General features: G+C 67.6%; 19 protein-coding genes. 13 read left to right on the forward strand and 6 right to left on the reverse strand.

Going from position 1 to position 20,275, the window contains the following annotated elements; translation table 11 throughout:
• Both AC1EJR_RS15280 and purM read right to left on the reverse strand, forming a co-directional pair.
• Positions 1-100: transposase (locus AC1EJR_RS15280; RefSeq protein WP_477109968.1), on the reverse strand; the 100-nt coding region annotated here is incomplete at its 3' end.
• 89 nt (positions 101-189) lie between these two features.
• Complete coding sequence (purM, locus tag AC1EJR_RS15285; RefSeq protein ID WP_092298963.1) at positions 190-1,242, reverse strand: phosphoribosylformylglycinamidine cyclo-ligase; 1,053 nt, start codon at positions 1,240-1,242, stop codon at positions 190-192.
• Positions 1,243-1,426: 184 nt separating this feature from the next.
• On the opposite strand from purM, the gene AC1EJR_RS15290 reads away from it, so the two are divergent.
• The 9 genes from AC1EJR_RS15290 (at position 1,427) to AC1EJR_RS15330 (ending at position 9,066) form a co-directional block, all read left to right on the forward strand.
• Positions 1,427-2,497 (forward strand): AI-2E family transporter, encoded by a 1,071-nt coding sequence (locus AC1EJR_RS15290; protein ID WP_092298960.1) that lies wholly within the window; start codon positions 1,427-1,429, stop codon positions 2,495-2,497.
• 51 nt (positions 2,498-2,548) lie between these two features.
• A complete protein-coding gene (hda, locus tag AC1EJR_RS15295) occupies positions 2,549-3,256 on the forward strand; it encodes a DnaA regulatory inactivator Hda (RefSeq protein ID WP_092298957.1) in 708 nt (235 codons plus the stop codon).
• A gap of 105 nt (positions 3,257-3,361) precedes the next feature.
• The gene (locus tag AC1EJR_RS15300) at positions 3,362-4,036 is read left to right on the forward strand and encodes a histidinol-phosphatase (protein WP_092298953.1); all 675 of its coding nucleotides are present in this window, start codon (positions 3,362-3,364) and stop codon (positions 4,034-4,036) included.
• Between the two features lies 1 nt (position 4,037).
• On the forward strand, positions 4,038-5,615 hold the full coding sequence (gene pcnB / locus AC1EJR_RS15305) for a polynucleotide adenylyltransferase PcnB (RefSeq protein ID WP_441592287.1): 1,578 nt from the start codon (positions 4,038-4,040) through the stop codon (positions 5,613-5,615).
• Between the two features lies 1 nt (position 5,616).
• The gene (gene folK / locus AC1EJR_RS15310) at positions 5,617-6,135 is read left to right on the forward strand and encodes a 2-amino-4-hydroxy-6-hydroxymethyldihydropteridine diphosphokinase (RefSeq protein WP_092298947.1); all 519 of its coding nucleotides are present in this window, start codon (positions 5,617-5,619) and stop codon (positions 6,133-6,135) included.
• Positions 6,136-6,167: 32 nt separating this feature from the next.
• Positions 6,168-6,809 (forward strand): deoxynucleoside kinase, encoded by a 642-nt coding sequence (locus tag AC1EJR_RS15315; protein WP_092298944.1) that lies wholly within the window; start codon positions 6,168-6,170, stop codon positions 6,807-6,809.
• A 52-nt stretch (positions 6,810-6,861) separates the two neighbouring features.
• Positions 6,862-7,683 carry a 3-methyl-2-oxobutanoate hydroxymethyltransferase gene (panB, locus tag AC1EJR_RS15320; RefSeq protein ID WP_092298941.1) on the forward strand — a complete coding sequence of 274 codons (822 nt, stop codon included), beginning with the start codon at positions 6,862-6,864 and terminating at the stop codon, positions 7,681-7,683.
• Between the two features lie 10 nt (positions 7,684-7,693).
• A complete protein-coding gene (locus AC1EJR_RS15325) occupies positions 7,694-8,392 on the forward strand; it encodes an ABC transporter permease (protein WP_092298938.1) in 699 nt (232 codons plus the stop codon).
• Positions 8,389-9,066 carry an energy-coupling factor ABC transporter ATP-binding protein gene (locus AC1EJR_RS15330; RefSeq protein ID WP_092298936.1) on the forward strand — a complete coding sequence of 226 codons (678 nt, stop codon included), beginning with the start codon at positions 8,389-8,391 and terminating at the stop codon, positions 9,064-9,066. Before AC1EJR_RS15325 ends, AC1EJR_RS15330 begins: the two co-directional genes overlap by 4 nt.
• Before the next feature lie 24 nt (positions 9,067-9,090).
• Here the strand turns inward: AC1EJR_RS15330 and AC1EJR_RS15335 are convergent, their stop codons facing one another.
• From AC1EJR_RS15335 to AC1EJR_RS15350, 4 genes are all read right to left on the reverse strand, one after another.
• A complete protein-coding gene (locus AC1EJR_RS15335) occupies positions 9,091-10,962 on the reverse strand; it encodes a chorismate-binding protein (protein WP_454757331.1) in 1,872 nt (623 codons plus the stop codon).
• Between the two features lie 115 nt (positions 10,963-11,077).
• On the reverse strand, positions 11,078-12,211 hold the full coding sequence (gene dnaJ, locus AC1EJR_RS15340) for a molecular chaperone DnaJ (RefSeq protein WP_092298930.1): 1,134 nt from the start codon (positions 12,209-12,211) through the stop codon (positions 11,078-11,080).
• 173 nt (positions 12,212-12,384) lie between these two features.
• Positions 12,385-14,334: a molecular chaperone DnaK gene (dnaK, locus tag AC1EJR_RS15345; protein WP_477113368.1), complete on the reverse strand. Its 1,950-nt coding sequence runs from the start codon at positions 14,332-14,334 to the stop codon at positions 12,385-12,387.
• A 194-nt stretch (positions 14,335-14,528) separates the two neighbouring features.
• On the reverse strand, positions 14,529-15,083 hold the full coding sequence (locus AC1EJR_RS15350; protein WP_092298924.1) for a cob(I)yrinic acid a,c-diamide adenosyltransferase: 555 nt from the start codon (positions 15,081-15,083) through the stop codon (positions 14,529-14,531).
• A 140-nt stretch (positions 15,084-15,223) separates the two neighbouring features.
• On the opposite strand from AC1EJR_RS15350, the gene AC1EJR_RS15355 reads away from it, so the two are divergent.
• The 4 genes from AC1EJR_RS15355 to AC1EJR_RS15370 all read left to right on the forward strand — a co-directional run bounded on the left by AC1EJR_RS15355 (position 15,224) and on the right by AC1EJR_RS15370 (position 20,275).
• On the forward strand, positions 15,224-16,642 hold the full coding sequence (locus AC1EJR_RS15355; RefSeq protein ID WP_092298921.1) for an FAD-binding oxidoreductase: 1,419 nt from the start codon (positions 15,224-15,226) through the stop codon (positions 16,640-16,642).
• A gap of 15 nt (positions 16,643-16,657) precedes the next feature.
• The gene (locus AC1EJR_RS15360) at positions 16,658-17,548 is read left to right on the forward strand and encodes a LysR substrate-binding domain-containing protein (protein ID WP_092298918.1); all 891 of its coding nucleotides are present in this window, start codon (positions 16,658-16,660) and stop codon (positions 17,546-17,548) included.
• A 195-nt stretch (positions 17,549-17,743) separates the two neighbouring features.
• Positions 17,744-19,252, forward strand: a complete 1,509-nt coding sequence (locus AC1EJR_RS15365) for an FAD-linked oxidase C-terminal domain-containing protein (protein ID WP_092298915.1) — start codon at positions 17,744-17,746, stop codon at positions 19,250-19,252.
• A gap of 60 nt (positions 19,253-19,312) precedes the next feature.
• Positions 19,313-20,275: an ion transporter gene (locus AC1EJR_RS15370; protein WP_092298912.1), complete on the forward strand. Its 963-nt coding sequence runs from the start codon at positions 19,313-19,315 to the stop codon at positions 20,273-20,275.

Raw genomic sequence — 20,275 nt, forward strand, 5'->3', positions numbered from 1 at the left:
TGTCTATTTCATGGCGTTTGGCGATCTCACCATAGCCTGCCTGACCGTCCAGGTAGCTCTGGATAACTGTCAGCCTGAACTGCTCCGAGTACCGATACATGAAAACACCCCAAAAGTTGGTGTCCAACTTTTGGGGTGCAGTTCATTGCCATCGGGCGTTTTGCCATCCTGCGAGGGATTGGACCGCGCTCAGACCACCACGGTCTGAGCCTGGCCTTCCTCGCGTTCGCGGATTTCGCCGATCTGCCACACGGCTTCGCCAGCCGCCTGGAGGTGACGGATCGCGCGTTCGGCGTCTTCCTTCGCCACGATCACGACCATGCCGATGCCGCAGTTGAACACGCGGTGCATTTCCGCATCGGCCACGCGGCCTTGCTCCTGGAGCCACTGGAACAGCGGCGGCAGCGTCCAGGCATCCTTCTGGATCACGGCGGTGACGTTGTCCGCCAGCACGCGCGGCACGTTCTCGGTCAGGCCGCCGCCGGTGATGTGGGCCATGCCCTTGACCGGCAGCGTCTCGATCAGCGAGAGCAGCGGCTTCACGTAGATGCGCGTCGGCGCCATGATGGCGTCCTGCAGGCGCTGGCCGTGGAAGTCGGCGTTCAGGTCCGGCTTGGCCACGTCGATGATCTTGCGCACCAGCGAGTAACCGTTCGAATGCGCGCCCGACGAAGCCAGGCCCAGCACCACGTCGCCCGGGATAATCGTGCTGCCATCGATGATCTTGCGCTTTTCCACCGCGCCCACCGCGAAGCCGGCCAGGTCGTACTCGCCGTCCGGGTACATGCTCGGCATTTCGGCGGTCTCGCCGCCGATCAGCGCGCAGCCGGCCAGTTCGCAGCCATGGGCGATGCCCTGGATCACGGTAGCGGCCGTGTCCACGTCCAGCTTGCCGCAGGCGAAGTAGTCGAGGAAGAACAGCGGCTCGGCGCCCTGCACCAGGATGTCGTTGACGCTCATCGCCACCAGATCCTGGCCCACGGTGTCATGGCGGTTCAGCTGGAAGGCCAGCTTGAGCTTGGTGCCCACGCCGTCCGTGCCGGACACCAGCACTGGCTCCTGGAACTTCTTCGAGAGTTCGAACAGCGCGCCGAATCCGCCGATGCCGGCCATCACGCCTTCACGCATGGTGCGCTTGGCGAACGGCTTGATGCGGTCTACCAGCGCGTCGCCGGCGTCGATGTCAACACCGGCATCGCGGTAGGAAAGGCCTGCCTGGCCGGCGTTCTGGGATGCGCTCATGAGATCCTGCTTGTCTTTGACGAGGTAAAGTGTGGATTACGGCGCCCGGCGCCACGGAGGGCGGGCGCGAGTCCGTTAGAATCGCGATTTTAACGGATACAGGCTCCCGGCTACCAGTTTCGCGGCGACACCCGGTCACCAGACCGGCCAAAGTGCCCCGCCCGGCGGTTTCCGGACCCTTTCGATGAACGCTCCCCTGCTCTCGCCAGACTCCAAACGTATCCTAATCTGGATCGTCGTGGCCGCCGGCCTGTTCGCCGCCATCGTGGCGCTGGCGCCGGTGCTCACGCCCTTCCTGTTCGCGTTCATTTTTGCGTACATTCTCACGCCGGGCGTGGACTGGCTGCAGCGCCGCCGCGTGCCGCGCTTTATCGGCGTGACGCTGATGATCGGCCTGCTGACCATTATCGTGGTGCTGCTGGTGCTGCTGCTGATCGCCGTGCTCCAGCGCGAGATCCCGCAGATCCGCGAGCAGGTGCCGCTGCTGTTGCAAAAGCTCAACAATGTGGTGTCGCCCCGCCTGGCAGAACTGGGGGTGCGCGTGCGCTTTGACTTCCCCGGCCTGCGCAACATGCTCCAGGACCGCTTCGCGGCGAGCCCGGAAGACCTGTTCCAGGTGCTGCTGAATTATGCGAAGGTGTCCGGCTCGGCCCTGATCAGCGTGTTCGGGATGCTGTTCATCATCCCCATCGTCATGTATTACCTGATGATGGACTGGCATATGGTCATGCGGCGTATCGAGCGGCTGGTGCCGCGCCGCTGGGTGCCGAAGGTGCGCGAGCTGTCGAATGAGACCGATGCGCTGCTTTCCCAGTACCTGCGCGGCCAGATCCTGGTTATGGTGATCCTTGCTGCACTTTATTCGATCGGGCTGACCATCGCCGGGTTCGAGGTGGGCGTTCCGGTGGGCGTGTTCACCGGGCTGGCCGTGTTCATCCCGTACATCGGTTTCGGGCTGGGGCTAGCGCTGGCGATCCTGGCTGCGCTGCTGCAATTCGGCAATTTGTACGGGCTGGGCGCCGTGGCCGTGGTATACGGCATCGGGCAGTTCGTGGAAAGCTTCTACCTGACGCCGCGCCTGGTGGGCGAGCGCATCGGGCTGCACCCGCTGGTGGTGATCTTCGCGCTGCTGGCATTCGGCCAGTTGTTTGGCTTCTTCGGCGTGCTGCTGGCCCTGCCGACCTGTGCGGTGCTGCTGGTCGGCGCGCGGCAGATCCGGCGCGTTTACATGGCTAGCGATCTGTATCGCAACTGATTGAAGCCCACAGAAACTGATGGAACCGAGGTAGGAAGTTACGAAAACGTCATGTCATCGCGTCATAAGCAGCTTTCGCTCGAGCTCGGCAGCCCGCCGCCGTCCACGTTCGAGAACTTTTTCGTGGCTTCGAACCGGGAGCCGGTGCAGCGCCTGCGCGAGCTGCCGGCCGCCATCGCCCAGGAACACGCCAACGACCGGCTGATCTACCTGTGGGGCGAGGTCGGCTCGGGGCGCACCCACCTGCTGCACGCAGTGTGCGACGCGGCGCTCCATACCGGCCTGAACTGCCGCTACCTGAGCCCGCACCACGCGCTCGCCGACTTCAATTTCGACCCGTCCTGCCGGCTTTACACCGTCGATGATGTGGAATTGCTCGACGAAGCGCGACAGATCGCCGTGTTTTCGCTGTATAACGAGGTGCGCGCCCACGTGCGCACCGCGCTGGTGGTGGCGGGCGGCCTGGCGCCGCGTGCCATGCCGGTACGTGAAGACCTGCGCACCCGGCTCGGCTGGGGGCTGGTCTACCAGGTGGCCTCGCTGTCCGATGACGACAAGATGGCCGCCCTGCTGCAGGCCGCGCGCGAGCGTGGCTTGCAGTTATCGCCCGAAATCCCCCACTGGCTGGTCACGCGGCATTACCGCGACATGCCCAGCCTGATGGCCCTGCTGGACGCGCTGGACACGTATTCGCTCGAGCGCAAGCGCGCGGTCACCCTGCCGCTGCTGCGCGAGATGTTTGCGGAATTCCGCGAATAAATCGCGAATCCGCGCCGAAGCTGGCACGAAATCCGCTCCCAAAATGGTCCTGGCGCGCCAAGCCGCGCCAACCGCCATGTGTACCTTAATGTAAAATCGCCGCCCATGAATCTGGCACTGTTTGACCTCGACCACACCCTGATCCCCACCGACAGCGACCACGAATGGGGCCGCTTCCTGGTCCGCATGGGCGTTGTCGACGAGGAATCCTATCGTCGCAAGAACGACGAGTTCTATGGGCAATACAAGGCGGGCACCCTGGATATCCAGGCGTTCCTGCGCTTCGCGCTGGCCCCGCTGGCTGCCAATCCGCGTGACCGGCTGGACGCCTGGCGCCAGCGCTTCATGCGCGAGGTGATCGACCCGGTCATCACCCCGCAGGCCAAGGCGCTGGTCTACAAGCACCTGGAGGCGGGCGACCTGTGCGCTGTGGTGACGGCTACCAACAGCTTCGTCACCGCGCCGATCGCCCAGGCCTTCGGCATCAAGCACCTGATCGCCACCGAGCCGGCCACGTCCGACGGCAAGCCGGAAAGCGCCTTCACGGGCGAGGTCTTCGGCGTGCCGAGCTTCCGCGAGGGCAAGATCGCCCGCGTGGAGCAGTGGCTCAAGGGCCTCGGCACCCAGTGGGAAGACTTCGGCACCACGACGTTCTATAGCGATTCCGCCAACGACCTGCCGCTGCTGGAAAAGGTCAGCGAGCCGATCGCCGCCAATCCCGACGACCGCCTGCGCAACCATGCGGCCGCGGCCGGCTGGCGCATCATGGACCTGTTCTGACGTGATCAAGAAGCTCATCAACCGGCTGCTCGGCAAGCCTGGCCCCAAGCTGCGCCGCACCGGGCGCGCCCATACGCAGCGCATCGTCAACGTGGACGAACACCAGATCGACCCCACGCTGCTCTCGCGCAACGCGGTCAAGGTCACCGCCACGCTCCAGCAGGCCGGTTTCCAGGCCTTCATCGTCGGCGGCGCCGTGCGCGACGTGCTGCTCGGCATCAAGCCGAAGGACTTCGACGTGGCGACCAACGCCACGCCCGAAGAGGTGCAGGCACTGTTCCGCCGCTCGCGCATCATCGGCCGGCGCTTCCAGATCGTGCACGTGACGTTCTACGGCGGCCGCGAGCAGGAAATCATCGAGGTCTCGACGTTCCGCGCGCTGGTGGACGCCATTGCCAGCGAGACGCTGCCCGAAGGCCGCCGCCTGAAGCGCGCCGAGCTGGACAGCAAGACGCACGCGATCGACGCCAGCGGCCGCGTGCTGCGCGACAACGTTTGGGGCTCCCAGGCCGAGGACGCCGAGCGCCGCGACTTCACGATCAACGCGATGTACTACGACCCGGCCGCGCAGACCGTGCATGACTACCATCACGGCATGGAAGACATCCGCGCGCGCACGCTGCGGATGATCGGCGACCCGGTCACGCGCTACCGCGAAGACCCGGTGCGCATGCTGCGCGTGGTGCGCTTCGCGGCCAAGACAGGTTTTTCGATCGACGAAGCGACGCGCGAGCCCATCGCCGAACTGGCCCCGCTGATCCACAACGTGCCGAGCGCGCGCCTGTTCGACGAAATGCTGAAGCTGCTGATGTCCGGGCACGCCTGGGCCTCGCTGCAGGAGCTGCGCAAGGCCGGCCTGCACAAGGGCCTGCTGCCGCTGCTGGACGTGGCGCTGGAGCAGCCGATGGGCCAGCGCTTCGTGCAGCTGGCGCTCGACAACACCGACCGCCGCGTGCAGGCCGGCAAGCCGGTGTCGCCCGGTTTCCTGTTCGCCGCGCTGCTGTGGCACCACGTGCTGCAACGCTGGAACAAGCTGCGCGACGAGGGCGAGCACGCGATTGCGGCGCTCAACACGGCCATGGACATGGTGCTGGAGAAGCAGACCGGCCAACTGGCCATCCAGCGCCGCTTTGTCACCGACATGCGCGACATCTGGGGCATGCAGCCGCGCTTCGAGAAGCGCGTGGGCCGCATGCCGTTCCGCCTGCTGGAATCGCCGCGCTTCCGTGCCGGCTATGACTTCCTGCAACTGCGCTGCGAATCGGGCGAACAGCCGGCTGAAATCGGCCAATGGTGGACCGACTTCCAGAACGCGCCGCCCGATACGCGCGAAGACATGATCGAGGCCACCCGCCAGAAGCGCGGCAAGGGTGGCTCGGGCGCCGCCGGTGGCCAGGGCGGCCAGGGTGCCGACGAGGGCGAAGGCTTCGCGGGCGTCGATGGCGAGGGCCCGGCGCGCAAGAAGCGTCGTCGGCGCGGTCCGCGGAAATCGGATAAAGTTTCTTCCCGGGGCGACACGGACGCGGCGGAGGGGGGTCAAGCCGCATCGGAGTCCGGCCGCGCCCAGCCGGAGGAATAACATGACACTTGCCTTTATCGGCATCGGCGCCAATCTCGGCGATGCCCGCCAGGCACTGAAGGACGCCATCGTGTGCCTGGCCCAGCAGGTCGGCATCACGGTATTGGCCAAGTCCTCGTTCTACCGCACCGCACCCGTCGACGCCAGCGGCGACGACTACTTCAACGCCGTGGTGAAGGTGGAGACGTCCTTCACCGCGCCGCAGCTGTTGCGCATCTGCCACCACATCGAGGACCAGTTCGGCCGCGAGCGCCCGTTTCACAACGCGCCGCGCACGCTGGACCTCGACCTGCTGCTGTTCGGCGCCGACCGGATCGACTCCGAGGCGATGACCGTGCCGCATCCACGCATCACCGAGCGCGCCTTCGTGCTGGTGCCGCTGGTGGAGCTGGACGGCGAACTGGTCATCCCGGGCCGTGGCCGCGCGGCGGACTTCCTGCCCGGCGTGCGCGACCAGCGCATCGAGAAGTTTTCCTCATGCAAATGCCCCCGCCTTCAGGAAGGCGGCACGCAGGCGTGATCCACGCCTGATCCATCGGCACCCCACGAGCCATGCTCGACCATCTGCGCCGCATCGTCGTCGAAGGGCCCGTCGGCTCCGGCAAGACCTCGCTGGCGCAGCGCCTGGCCCGCACGCTCCAGGCCGGCGAACTGCCTGACGGCGCACGCCAGAACCCCTTCCTCGAACGCTTCTACCGCGAGCCGCAGCGCTATGCACTGCCGATGCAGTTGCACTGCCTGGACCAGCGCGCCACCCAGATCCAGCAATGGCAGGCCGCGCTGCTGGCCGGCCAGCGCGTGATCGGCAATTTCCTCTACGCACGTGACCGCCTCTATGCGGCGCTGACCCTCGAAGCCGACGAACTCGCGCTCTACGACGCGCTCGCCGCCCGGCTCCAGGTGCCGGCCCAGCGCGTGGACCTGGTCATCATGCTCCAGGCCACGCCGTCGCTGCTGCGCGAGCGGATTGCGCGACGCGGCCTGCCTGGCGAGTCCGGCATCGACGAAACCTACCTCCAGCGGCTGACCGACGCCTACGGCGAACTGTTCCACCGCTACGACGAGGCGCCGGTCCTGATCGTGGACACCGCGCGCTTCAATCCGGTGGACAACGACGGCGATTTCCGTACACTACTGTCGCGCATCGAGAACATGCGGGGCCGCAAGGCCTTCCTGAATCTCGCGGCCCCCTGACCGCCCTGCCCGCCTCAGGCCCAGGCAGCCACACACCCCCACGGGCACTGCCATGAGTTACCTCCTCGACCCCTCCCGCAAGACCGTCACCATTCCCAAGCTCCAGGCCATGCGTGCCGCGGACGACAAGATCGTCATGCTGACTGCCTACGACTCGAGCTTCGCCGCACTGCTCGATTTCTGCGGCGTGGAAGTCATCCTCGTCGGCGATTCGCTCGGCAACGTAATGCAGGGCCAGCAGACCACGCTGCCCGTCACGCTGCCGCACATGGTCTATCACACCGAATGCGTGGCGCGCGGCAACCAGACCGCGCTGCTGGTTTCGGACCTGCCGTTCGGCACCTACGGCACGCCCACGCAGGCCTTCGAGAGCGCCGCCGCGCTGATGCGCGCGGGCGCGCAGATGGTGAAGCTGGAAGGCGGCGACTGGCTCGCTCCCACCGTGAAGTTCCTGGTCGAGCGCAGCATTCCGGTGTGCGCCCACATCGGCCTGACCCCGCAGTCGGTGCACGCGCTGGGCGGCTTCAAGGTGCAGGGCAAGACCGATGCCGGCGCCGCGCAGCTCAAGCGTGACGCGCTGGCGCTGCAGGCCGCCGGTGCGCAGCTGATCGTCATGGAAGCCGTGCCGGCCGCGCTGGCTGGCGAGGTCACGGCACAGCTGACGATTCCGACCATCGGCATCGGCGCCGGCGTGGACTGTTCCGGCCAGGTGCTGGTGCTGCAGGACATGCTCAATATCTATCCGGGCCGCAAGGCCAAGTTCGTGCGCAACTTCATGGACGGCCAGACCTCGATCGAGGCCGCCGTGCGCGCCTATGTCGCCGCCGTGAAGGACGGGAGCTTCCCGGCCGTCGAGCACACGTTCTCCGCCTGAGCGCGCCCACGTGGAGATCGGCACGGCCACGCTGGACGCTTTCCGCCTGCTGGGCAGCGGGGACGGCGCGCTATGGTTCATCGTCTGGACCTCGCTGATGGTGGCGGTGCTTGGCCTGGCGCTGGCTACCGTGCCGGCCATCGGCGCCGCCTACCTGATCGCCACCCATGCCTTTCCCGGCCGGCGCGTGGTGGTGGTGCTGGCGCAGGCCTTCCTGTCGTTCCCGACGGTGCTGGTTGGCCTGGTGCTCTACCTGCTGTTCACGCGGCAGGGGCCGCTGGGTAGTTTCTCCCTGCTGTTCACCCCATCCGGCATGGTCTTCGGGCAGGCCGTGATCGGCTTTCCCGTGGTGCTGGCGTTCTCGCTCGCGGCCATGCAGGCGGCGGATCCGCGCCTGCGCGAGACCGCCTGGGTGCTCGGCGCCGGCCGCTGGCGCACCTTCTTCACCGTGCTGCGCGAACTGCGTTTCGGCCTGATGGCGGCCGTGGTGGCCGGCTTCGGGCGCGTGATTGCCGAGGTGGGCTCGGCGCTGATGATCGGCGGCAATATCGAAGGCTCCACGCGCACCATCACCACGGCCATCGCGCTGGAGACCAGCAAGGGCGAGTTCGCGCAGGGCATCGCGCTCGGCATCGTGCTGGTGGCGCTGGCGCTGGCCGTCAACATCATGCTCGCCTGGCTGCAAGGCGCGGGAGGGTTCCGGCGATGACCAGCGCACTGCTGACGGTGCGGGGTCTGGCGCGGCGCGTCGGCGCTCGCCAGTTGTTCGACATCCCCGAACTGGTATTCCCGCGCGCCGCCGCCGTGGCGCTGACCGGCGTGAACGGCGCGGGCAAGTCCACGCTGCTGCGGATGATGGCCGGGCTGGAGCCGGCACCGGGCGCGACCGTGGCGTGGCAAGACGAAGGCGGCAAGCACCGCGAGGCGCCGCTGACGCCGCTCCCGCCCGCGCTGCGCCAGCGCGTGGCCTATATGCACCAGCATCCCTACCTGTTCCGCACCTCGGTACGCGACAACATCGCCTATGGCCTGCGGGCCCGGGGCGTGGCGCACGACGAGATCGAGCGACGCGTGGGCGCGGCGCTGGGCTGGGCCGGCATCGTCCATGTGCAGGACACCGCGCCGGAGAAGCTGTCCGGCGGCGAAGTCCAGCGCGTGGCGCTGGCGCGAGCCAAGGTGCTGGAGCCGGAATTGCTGCTGCTCGACGAACCGACCTCCAACCTCGACGGCCACGCGCGCGAGCAGGTGATTGCGCTGATCGGGGAACTGGCGGCGGAAGGCCGCTCCGTGGTGATGGTCTGCCACGACCGGGAACTGATCAACCTGCCCGGGGTGGTCAGATGGAAACTGGGGGACGGCCGGCTCGATACGCGGCATCGGTAGGCGGCTGGCGCCTACGCTTCCTATTTAGCGCAGCCGCGCCCGCATCGTCCCGCGCAGCGCATTGGCGAGGACGATGGCCTCGGCGTGCCGCACCATCTCACGCGTGACCACGGCCTGTTCGATCGGGCCGTCGATCAGTGCGTCGCCCGCTTCGAGCACCACGGCGCGCATCACGCCCGGCAGGATGTCCGCCGACAGCGGCGGCGTCAGCCAGCGCCCGCCCACCTTCACGAACACCGAACTGCGTCCGCCTTCGAGCAACTCGTCGCGCGTGTTGAAGAACAGCGCGTCGAAGCCGCCCTCGCGCTCGGCCGCCTGCCAGCCGGCATCGAACGTGGCGCGGGCGCTGGACTTGTGGCGGCGCATCGGGTCGGCCACCGGCAAGGGCGTCGCGGCCAGGTCGAGTAGCGCCACCGGCTCGGCGCGCGGCGCCAGCGGGCCGCTCGCGAAGGCCAGCGCGCCGGCCTTGTCGACGGCCATCCGCAGCCGCCAGTCGCCATCGCCCAGCCGCCCTGCCTCGGCCTGCATGGCCGCCCGCGCGGCGGGCTGGTCGAACGCGAAGCCGAACACGGCCGTGGAATGCGCCAGCCGCGTCAGATGGCGCTCGCGGTGCAGCACCACGCCATCGCGCGCGTGCATGGTCTCGAACAGCGTGAAGCCGGGATCGTGCGCAGTCAGGAAGCGCGCCTTCCAGCCGCACTCGGCGAATTCGTCGGCGGCCACGCTGTCATGGACGATGCCGCCGCCCACCCCCATCTCGCCCCGGCGCAGGCCGTCGTCACCCTGCGGCCCCAGCACCAGCGTGCGGATGGCCACGGACATGCCGAAGGCGCCGCAGGGCTGGCCATCGGCCGGCGCATCGAGCCAGCCGATGGCGCCCGTGTAGAGGCCGCGCGGCGCGGTTTCCAGTTCGGCGATGATCTGCATGGTCCGCCGCTTGGGCGCGCCGGTGATCGAGCCGCATGGGAACAGCGCCGCCATCAGCGCGCCGAAGCCGGTGCCGGGCCGCGCCGTGGCCGTCACGGTGGAGGTCATCTGCAGCACGCGGCCGAATGGCTGGACCACGAAGCGGTCGGGCACGGCCACGCTGCCGGGCTGGGCGATGCGGCCCAGGTCGTTGCGCAGCAGGTCGACGATCATCACGTTTTCGGCCCGGTTCTTGGCGTCGGCAGCCAGCCGGCGCGCGGCGCGGGCATCCTGCTCGGCGTCCCCGATGCGCGGCGCGGTGCCCTTCATCGGCCGGGTCACCAGATGCCCGGCGCCGTCGTGTTCGACGAACAGCTCGGGCGATAGCGACAGCACCCAGCCATCGCCGGGTAGCCAGGCCAGCACGCCGAACGGCACCGGCTGCGCGGCCCGCAGCGCGGCGTAGAACGTCACCGGGTCGCCGAAGGCGGAGAAGCGGAGCCGCTGCGTGAAATTCACCTGATAGGTATCGCCGGCCTCGATATAGGCGTGGATGCGCGCGATGGCGTCCGCGTAGACGGCGTGCGACGGCTCGGCGCGTACGTCCATCGCCCCGGCCGGGGAGGATTCTGCCCGCGCGGCCAGCCATGCGCCTACGGCGTCGCCGTCAAGCCGGGCCAGGTCGCGGAACCAGAGCAGTTGCAGCGCGCCGTCATGGAACGGCAGCGCATCGCCGCAATGGACCGGCGCCCCGACCAGCGCCCCGCCGTACTCGTACGGCGCGAACAGCGTGGCATGCAGCCCGTGGCGCCAGCCGGCGGCCAGCAGCGCATCCAGCGTGGCGGGATCGGTGCCGGCGGGCAGGACATCGGCCTGGACAAACCCCGTATAGAGGCGCGACGCCGCCACGCCGGGTGCGGCGGCGGCATCGTCAAGCAGGACGAAGGGGTCGAAACTGGCGCTGGAGGGGGCGGGGGACGGCGGAACCACGGCAACTCGGCAGGGTGCATCAATGCCGCATTATCGCCGCGCCGGGCATGAAAAAACCGGCCACGCTGGTCACGTGGCCGGTTTCATCGTCCTGCCTGCCGGGCAATCCGGCGATTTAGCTGAAGAAGCTTTTCACCTTGTCCAGCCAGGACTGCTCCTGCGGGCTGTGGCGCGAGCCGCCCTCGTGCACCGAGCGGTCGAATTCACGCAGCATGTCCTTCTGGGCCTCGGTCAGCTTGACCGGCGTTTCCACGTTCACATGGACGTAGAGGTCGCCGGGATAGCCCGACCGCACACCCTTGATGCCCTTGCCACGCAGCCGGAACGTCTTGCCGCCCTGCGTGCCTTCCGGCACCGGGAAGCTGGCGCGGCCGCCCAGCGTCGGCACTTCCAGTTCGCCGCCCAGCGCCGCCGTGGCGAAGGAGATCGGCATCTGGCAGTGCAGGTCATCGCCATCACGCTCGAATACCTCGTGCGCCTTGATGTGCACTTCCACATACAGGTCGCCCGGGGGGCCGCCGTTGATGCCCGGCTCGCCATTGCCCGACGAGCGGATGCGCATGCCTTCGTCGATGCCGGCCGGAATCTTCACTTCCAGCGTCTTCTGCGACTTCAGCTTGCCCTGGCCATGGCACTTCACGCACGGCTTGGGGATGAACTTGCCGCTGCCGTGGCACTTCGGGCAGGTCTGCTGCATCGTGAAGAAGCCTTGCGACACACGCACCTGGCCCACGCCGTTACAGGTCGGGCAGGTTTCCACCGACGATCCCGGCTCGGCGCCATTGCCGTGGCAGTGTTCGCAGTCTTCCCAGTGCGGCACGCGGATCTGCGCCTCGTGGCCATGCGCGGCCTGCTCCAGCGAGATTTCCATGCTGTAGCGCAGGTCGGCGCCACGGTAGGCCTGCGGGCCGTTGCCGCGACGCTGGCCGCCCTGCTGGCCGAAGATGTCGCCGAAGATGTCGCCGAAGGCTTCGGCAAACCCGCCGTAGCCCTGGCCGCCGCCGAAGCCGCCAGCCATGTTCGGGTCCACGCCGGCGTGGCCATACTGGTCGTAGGCCGCCTTCTTCTCGGGGTCGGAGAGCATCTCGTACGCTTCCTTGCCCTCCTTGAACTTGTCTTCCGCTTCCTTGCTGTCCGGATTGCGGTCCGGGTGGTACTTCATCGCGAGCTTGCGATAAGCCTTCTTGATCTCTTCGTCGCTCGCGTTCTTGCCTACCCCGAGCACTTCGTAATAGTCACGTTTTGCCATGGTGGCTCTTACCTGATTGGCCTGCCCGGCAAAGAATCACCGGTCGGGCGAATAGCAAAAAAGCCGAGCGAGGTGTTCGACCACGGTTTCTCACCCTGTGTCAGAACACCATCGCCCGGCGTCGGGGCGGGAGTGGCGCTGGATGCACCTGCGCCGCTCCCGCTGATTCCCGCTTACTTCTTGTCGTTCACTTCCTTGAACTCGGCGTCCACGACGTTATCGTCCTGCGGCTGCGCCTGGGACTGCTGCTGCTGGCCGCCCGCGGCACCGGCTGCACCGCCGGCTTCACCGGCCTTGGCCTGCATGTCGGCGTAGACCTTCTCGCCCAGCTTCTGGCTCGCTTCGGACAGCGCGTTGATCTTGGTTTCGATCTCGGCCTTGTCGCCGCCGCGTGCGGCGTCTTCCAGTTCCTTGATCGCGACTTCGATCTTTTCCTTCTCGCCGGCCTCGAGCTTGTCGCCATGCTCGATCACGGCCTTGCGGGTCGAGTGGACCAGCGCATCGGCCTGATTGCGGGCATCGGCCAGCTCACGGGCGCGCTTGTCTTCCTCGGCGTTGGCCTCGGCGTCCTTCACCATGCGCTGGATCTCGTCTTCCGACAGACCCGAGTTCGCCTTGATAGTGATGCGGTTTTCCTTGCCGGTGGCCTTGTCCTTGGCGCCCACGTGCAGGATGCCGTTGGCGTCGATGTCGAACGAGACCTCGATCTGCGGCGTGCCACGCGGCGACGGCGGAATGCCTTCCAGGTTGAACTCGCCCAGCAGCTTGTTGCCGCTGGCCATCTCGCGCTCGCCCTGGAACACCTTGATCGTCACCGCCGGCTGGTTGTCGTCAGCCGTCGAGAAGACCTGTGCGTGCTTGGTCGGGATGGTCGTGTTCTTGCTGATCATCTTGGTCATCACGCCGCCCAGCGTCTCGATGCCCAGCGACAGCGGCGTCACGTCCAGCAGCAGCACGTCGGTACGGTCGCCCGACAGCACCGAGCCCTGGATGGCGGCACCGACGGCCACGGCTTCGTCCGGGTTCACGTCCTTACGCGCTTCCTTGCCGAAGAACTCGCGCACCTGCTCCTGCACCTTGGGCATGCGGGTCATGCCGCCGACCAGGATCACGTCGTCGATATCGCCCACCTTGACGCCCGCATCCTTGATGGCGGTGCGGCACGGGTCGATCGTGCGCTTGATCAGGTCTTCCACCAGCGCTTCCAGCTTGGCGCGCGTGATCTTCAGGTTCAAGTGCTTCGGACCCGAGGCATCCGCCGTGATGTACGGCAGGTTGATCTCGGTCTGCTGCGAGCTGGACAGCTCGATCTTGGCCTTTTCAGCGGCTTCCTTCAGGCGTTGCAGCGCCAGCACGTCCTTGGACAGGTCAACGCCCTGGTCCTTCTTGAACTCGCCGATGATGTAGTCGATGATGCGCTGGTCGAAGTCCTCGCCACCGAGGAAGGTGTCGCCGTTGGTCGACAGCACTTCGAACTGCTTCTCGCCGTCCACGTCCGCGATCTCGATGATCGAGATGTCGAACGTGCCGCCGCCGAGGTCATACACGGCGATCTTGCGGTCGCCCTTCTCGTTCTTGTCCATGCCGAACGCCAGCGCGGCGGCAGTCGGCTCGTTGATGATGCGCTTGACGTCCAGGCCCGCGATGCGGCCGGCGTCCTTGGTCGCCTGACGCTGCGAGTCGTTGAAGTAAGCCGGCACGGTGATCACGGCTTCGGTCACCGGCTCGCCCAGGTAGTCCTCGGCGGTCTTCTTCATCTTGCGCAGCACTTCGGCGGACACCTGCGGCGGGGCCAGCTTCTGGTCACGCGCGCCCACCCATGCGTCGCCGTTATCGGCCTTGACGATGGCGTAGGGCATCAGGCCGATGTCCTTCTGCACTTCCTTTTCTTCGAACTTGCGGCCGATCAGGCGCTTCACGGCGTACAGCGTGTTGCGCGGATTCGTGACCGCCTGGCGCTTGGCCGGCGCGCCGACCAGGATCTCGCCATCTTCCATGTAGGCGATGATCGACGGGGTGGTGCGCGTGCCTTCGGCGTTCTCGATGACCTTCGGCGTGTTGCCTTCCAGGATCGCAACGCAGCTATTGGTGGTACCCAAGTCGATACCGATGATCTTACCCATTTGTGTTCTCTCCTATTGAGCCCTGCTTTGGCGCAGCGGCTGCAATTCAACCTGAGTGCGAAATGTGGCCGTCCGGGGGCATTTCAAGGGCAGAACCCGCAATTCCGAGTAATTTTCTCGGTTTTGCGGGGTAGCACCGTGCCTGCGTCGGGAGCGGCCAAAAAGTGGCTTATTGTTATCTTTTTTGGCGGATATCAGGACTGCCGCTCGCGCTGCCAGAGGACGTCGGTGCCGCCGCCGGCCCGATTCAGCACCCGGGCGAGCACGAACAGCAGGTCCGAGAGCCGGTTCAGGTACTGGCGCGGCGCCTCGTTGAGGGCCTCGGTGGCGCCCAGCGCCACCAGCGCCCGCTCCGCCCGGCGGCACACCGTACGGCAGACGTGGGCCTGGGCGGCGGCGCGGCTGCCGCCCGGCAGGATGAACTCCGCCAGCCGGGGCAGGTTCGCGTTGTAGTGCGCCAGCCAGTCGTCCAGCTGGATCACCTGCGCTTCCTTGAGCAGCGTGTAGCCCGGAATCGACAGCTCGCCGCCCAGGTCGAACAGGTCGTGCTGGATATGGAGCAGGGCGGCGCGCACGTCATCCGGCAGGTCCGGCTCGGTCAGCAGCAGGCCGATGTGGGAATTCAGTTCGTCCACGTCGCCGATGGCGGCGATGCGCTCGCTGTTCTTGCCCGTGCGGCTGCCGTCGCCCAGCCCGGTGGTGCCGGCGTCACCGGTGCGGGTGGCGATCTTGGACAGGCGGTTACCCATGCCGGTCTCCCTCGTCTTGGTTTGAAGTGGCGCAATTATGGCCCCGAACCCGGGCTTCGGGGCGGGTTCCGGGCGCCGCGATGCGGTCCGCCGCGTGACGCGGACGGCGTAGAATGGCGGGATTCGCCGGAGACAAAAGCATGAACCACCCCACGCCCGCCGCCGCCCTGGCGCGCCGTCCCCTTCCCGTTGCCCTGGCCGAGACACTGGCCGCCCGCTTCGGCGAACGGTTTTCCACCTCGGCCGGCGTCTGCGCCCACCATGGCCGCGACGAATCCCCGTTCCCGCCCGCCGCCCCGGACGCCGTGGTCTTCGCCCACACCACCGAGGAAATCGCCGAACTGGCCAGCCTCTGCAACCAGCATGGGGTGCCGCTGATCCCCTACGGCGCCGGATCGTCGCTCGAAGGCCACCTGCTGGCCGTGGCCGGGGGCATCAGCCTGGACCTCTCCCAGATGAACCGCGTGCTGGCGGTGCATCCCGAGGACCTGACCGTGACGGTGCAGCCGGGCGTGACCCGCAAGCAGCTGAACCAGGAAATCAAGGACACCGGGCTGTTCTTCCCGATCGACCCGGGCGCCGATGCCTCGCTGGGCGGGATGTGCGCCACGCGCGCCTCCGGCACCAACGCGGTCCGCTACGGCACGATGCGCGAGAACGTGCTGGCCCTGACCGTGGTCACGGCGGACGGCCGCGTGATCCGCACCGGCACCCAGGCGCGCAAGTCGTCGGCCGGCTATGACCTGACCCGGCTGTTCGTCGGCAGCGAAGGCACGCTCGGCATCATCACCGAGGTCACCGTGCGGCTCTACCCGCAGCCGGAAGCGATCTCGGCCGCCGTGTGCGCGTTCCCGAGCATGGGCGACGCCGTGCGCGCCACGATCCAGACCATCCAGCTTGGCGTGCCGGTGGCCCGCGTGGAGTTCGTCGATGCGCTGGCCATCCGCGCGATCAACCGCCACGACAACCTCACGCTGCCGGAAACCCCGCACCTGTTCTTCGAGTTCCACGGCACCGAGGCCGGCGTGCGCGAGCAGGCCGAAACCGTGCAGCAGATTGCCGACGAGCACGGCGGCCAGGGCTTCGAATGGGCCACGCGCCCCGAAGACCGCAGCCGGCTCTGGAATGCGCGCCATACGGCCTACTTTGCGATGCTGCAGCTCAAGCCCGGCTGCAAGTCCGTGACAACCGACGTCTGCGTGCCGATTTCCCGCCTGGCCGACTGCGTGACCGAGACCGAGCGCGACCTGAACGCCTCGCAGCTGCCCTGCCCCATCGTCGGCCATGTCGGCGATGGCAACTTCCACGTGGCGATCCTGGTCGACCCGGCCAAGCCCGAGGAAATGGCCGAGGCGGAGGACATCAACCGCCGCATCGTCGAACGGGCGCTGGCCATGGGCGGCACCTGCACCGGCGAGCACGGCGTGGGGCTGCACAAGATGGGTTTCCTCGTGCAGGAGCACGGCGAGGACGCACTGGACCTGATGCGGGCGATCAAGGCGGCGCTCGATCCCAATCAGATTCTGAATCCGGGCAAGATCTTCAGCGCGGCGCGCTGACCGGGGGCCCGCGCCATGGCATCGGTGTTCCACCGCGTCCCGCCCCTGCACCTGCTGATCGCGTTCGAGGCCGCCGCGCGGCTTGGCAGCTTCGCGCGTGCGGCGGAAGAACTGTCCGTCACGCCCAGCGCGGTCTCGCACCGCATCAAGAATCTGGAGGAATTATGGGGCGACGACCTGTTCGTGCGCTCCAACGCCGCGCTGCGGCTCACCGCCGCCGGCACGCGCTACCAGCGCAATGTGCAGGACGCGCTGAAGTCCCTCAACGAACTGGCCCGCCCCGAGTACAACAAGCTGCGCACGCGGCTGCGGGTGGCCATTCCGCCGACGTTCGGCCGGCAGCACCTGGTGCCGCGCCTGCCCGAGTTCGGCGCGCTCTACCCCCATATCGACCTGGAACTGCACCTGTCCGTGCCCTTCCTCGATGTGAAGGCCGAGGACACCGATGTCGAGATCCGCTACGGCACGGGACGCTATTCGGGCCTCAAAACCACGAAACTGCTAGTCGAACCGGTGTTTCCGGCGTGCGGGCGGGAGTACTACGAGCGGGTCAACGGGCGCGCCATCGCCAAGCCAGACGACCTGCACAACCTCGTGCTGCTGCGCAGTCCGCTGGAGCCGTGGCGGCCGTGGTTCGAGACCGCCGGGCTCGACTGGCCGGAGCCCCAGACCGGCCCGCAATTCAACGATATCGGCCTGATGCTGGAAGCCATCGTCTCGAACCAGGGCGTGGGACTGGTGCGCCAGCGCATGGCGCGCCAGTGGCTGGCCGCCGGACAGATGGTCAAGCTGCTCGATGTGGAATCGGTCTCGCCGCACGGCTACTACATCGTCGAGCGCGAGCAAGCGCCGCTCCAGCCAGAGGCGCGCTACTTCGTCGACTGGCTGCTCGGGCTGGACTGGTAGCGTCCGGGCCACTAGGCTGGAGAGAGAAGCGCGCGCCAGCCGGGCCGGGGCGCATGGCATGAGCAGTTTTGATCGGCTTGCCATGCCGAATTCACGTGGGCGAAGGCTCCCGTGGCAGGGGGCCTGCGCTATAGTCTGCCGTCCCGGCCGGGTGCGTGAAGCGATGCGCGGCGGCCGGCTCGTCAAGGAGTTGCCATGAACGCCCCGCAAGACGCCCACACCCTGGCCGGCGCTGCCACGCAGGCCGACGGCCCCCGCGCCGCGCTGCTGGCCGGCCTGGCCCGCATCCTCCCGCCTGCCGCCGTGCTCTGGAAGGCCGAGGACACCGTGCCGTACGAGTGCGATGGCCTGGCCGCCTACCGCCAGGTGCCCGACGCCGTGGTCCTGCCCGACACCGAGGAACAGGTCTGCGCCATCCTGCGCCTGTGCCACGAACTCGGGGTGCCGGTAGTGCCGCGCGGCTCCGGCACGAGCCTCTCGGGCGGGGCGATGCCCATCGCCGGCGGGCTGGTGCTGTCGCTGGCCAAGTTCAAGCGCATCCTCTCGGTCGATTCCTACTCGCGCACCGCCGTGGTCCAGCCCGGCGTGCGCAACCTCGCCATCTCCGAGGCCGCCGCGCCGCACAATCTCTATTACGCACCCGACCCGTCCTCGCAGATCGCCTGCTCCATCGGCGGCAACGTGGCCGAGAACTCGGGCGGCGTGCACTGCCTCAAGTACGGCCTCACCGTGCACAACGTGCTGCGCGTGCGCGCCGTGACGATGGAGGGCGATGTGGTGGTCTTCGGCTCCGAGGCGCCCGACGCGCCGGGACTGGACCTGCTGGCCACGCTGATCGGCTCCGAGGGCATGCTGGCCGTCGCCACCGAGATCACGGTCCGGCTGATTCCCAAGCCGCAGCTCGCGCAGGTCATCATGGCCAGCTTCGACGATGTGGAAAAAGGCGGCAACGCCGTGGCCGACGTGATTGCCGCCGGCATCATCCCGGCCGGCCTGGAGATGATGGACAAGCCCGCCACGGCCGCCGTGGAGGAGTTCGTCAAGGCGGGCTACGACCTCGACGCCGCCGCCATCCTGCTGTGCGAATCGGACGGCACGCCCGAGGAAGTGGCCGAGGAGATCGAGCGGATGAGCGAGGTGCTGCGCCGCTCGGGCGCCACGCGGATCACGGTGTCGCAGAGCGAGGCCGAACGGCTGCGCTTCTGGAGCGGGCGCAAGAACGCCTTCCCGGCCGCCGGGCGCATCTCGCCCGACTACTACTGCATGGACGGCACGATCCCGCGCAAGCACATCGGCACGCTGCTCAAGCGGATCGAGGCGATGGAACGCAAGTACGCCTTGCGCTGCATCAACGTCTTCCATGCCGGCGATGGCAACATGCACCCGCTGATCCTGTTCAACGGCGAGGACCTCGACGAATGGCATCGCGCCGAACTGTTCGGTGCCGACATCCTGGAGTCCTGCGTGGAACTGGGCGGCACCGTCACCGGCGAGCACGGCGTGGGCGTGGAGAAGCTGAATTCGATGTGCGTGCAGTTCTCGCCGGCCGAGCGCGATGCGTTCTTCGGCGTGAAGGCCGCCTTCGACCCGGCCCGGCTGCTGAACCCGGACAAGGCCATCCCGACGCTGGCGCGCTGCGCCGAGTACGGCAAGATGCACGTCAGGCGCGGCCTGCTGCCGCATCCGGACCTGCCGCGCTTCTGAGCGCGGGCGGGTACCGGGCGGGCCACGCGCCCCACCGCTACCCGCTCACCATCGCCACCCATGCCCAACCCCAACACCCACCAACGGGACGCCCGCCAGGAGCGCTTCCTCAACGCGCGCACCCGGCAGCGCCTGGGCCAGCCCGAAGCCGGCTGGCGCCAGCGCTGGTACACGATCATCTTCGAGGCCGACACGCGCCAGGGGCGCCTGTTCGACATCGTGCTGCTGATCGCCATCGTGACCAGCGTGGCCATCGTGATGCTGGACAGCGTGCCGTCGATCAACGCGCGCGCCGGGCTGGCGTTCACGCTGCTGGAGTGGATGTTCACGCTGCTGTTCACGGCCGAGTACGTGATGCGGCTGCTGGTGGTGCGCCGGCCGCTGCGCTACGCGTTCAGCTTCTTCGGCATCATCGACTTCATCTCGATCATCCCGACCTGGGCCGCGTTCTTCGTGCCAGAACTGGCCTTCCTGATCGACGTGCGGCTGCTGCGGCTGCTGCGCGTGTTCCGGATCCTCAAGCTCACGGTCTATTTCGAGGAAGCCCAGATCCTGGCCATGGCGCTGTCCAACAGCCGCCGCAAGATTTTCGTGTTCCTGGGCACCGTGTTCATCATCACGATCATCCTCGGCACGATCATGTACGTGGTGGAAGGCCCGCGGCACGGCTTCACCAGCATCCCGGTCAGCATGTACTGGGCCATCGTCACGCTGACCACGACCGGCTTCGGCGACATCGTGCCGCGCACGCCCATCGGGCAGTTCATCACCTCGCTGACCATCCTGCTCGGCTACGGGATCATCGCCTTCCCGACCGGCATCGTCGGCGCGGAACTGGCGGCCAGCATCATCCGGCGGCCGCTGACCACGCGCTGTTGCGAGCACTGCCTGACCGAGGGGCACGACCCCGACGCGGGCTTCTGCAAGCATTGCGGGACGGTGCTGCCTCCCTATCAGGTCGAGAACCCGACGGGGTTCGAGGATCTCGGCGGCCCCGGCAAGACGCCGCCGCGCCAGCCCTGA

It is taken from the genome of Cupriavidus sp. 05T42 (genome assembly GCF_056396345.1).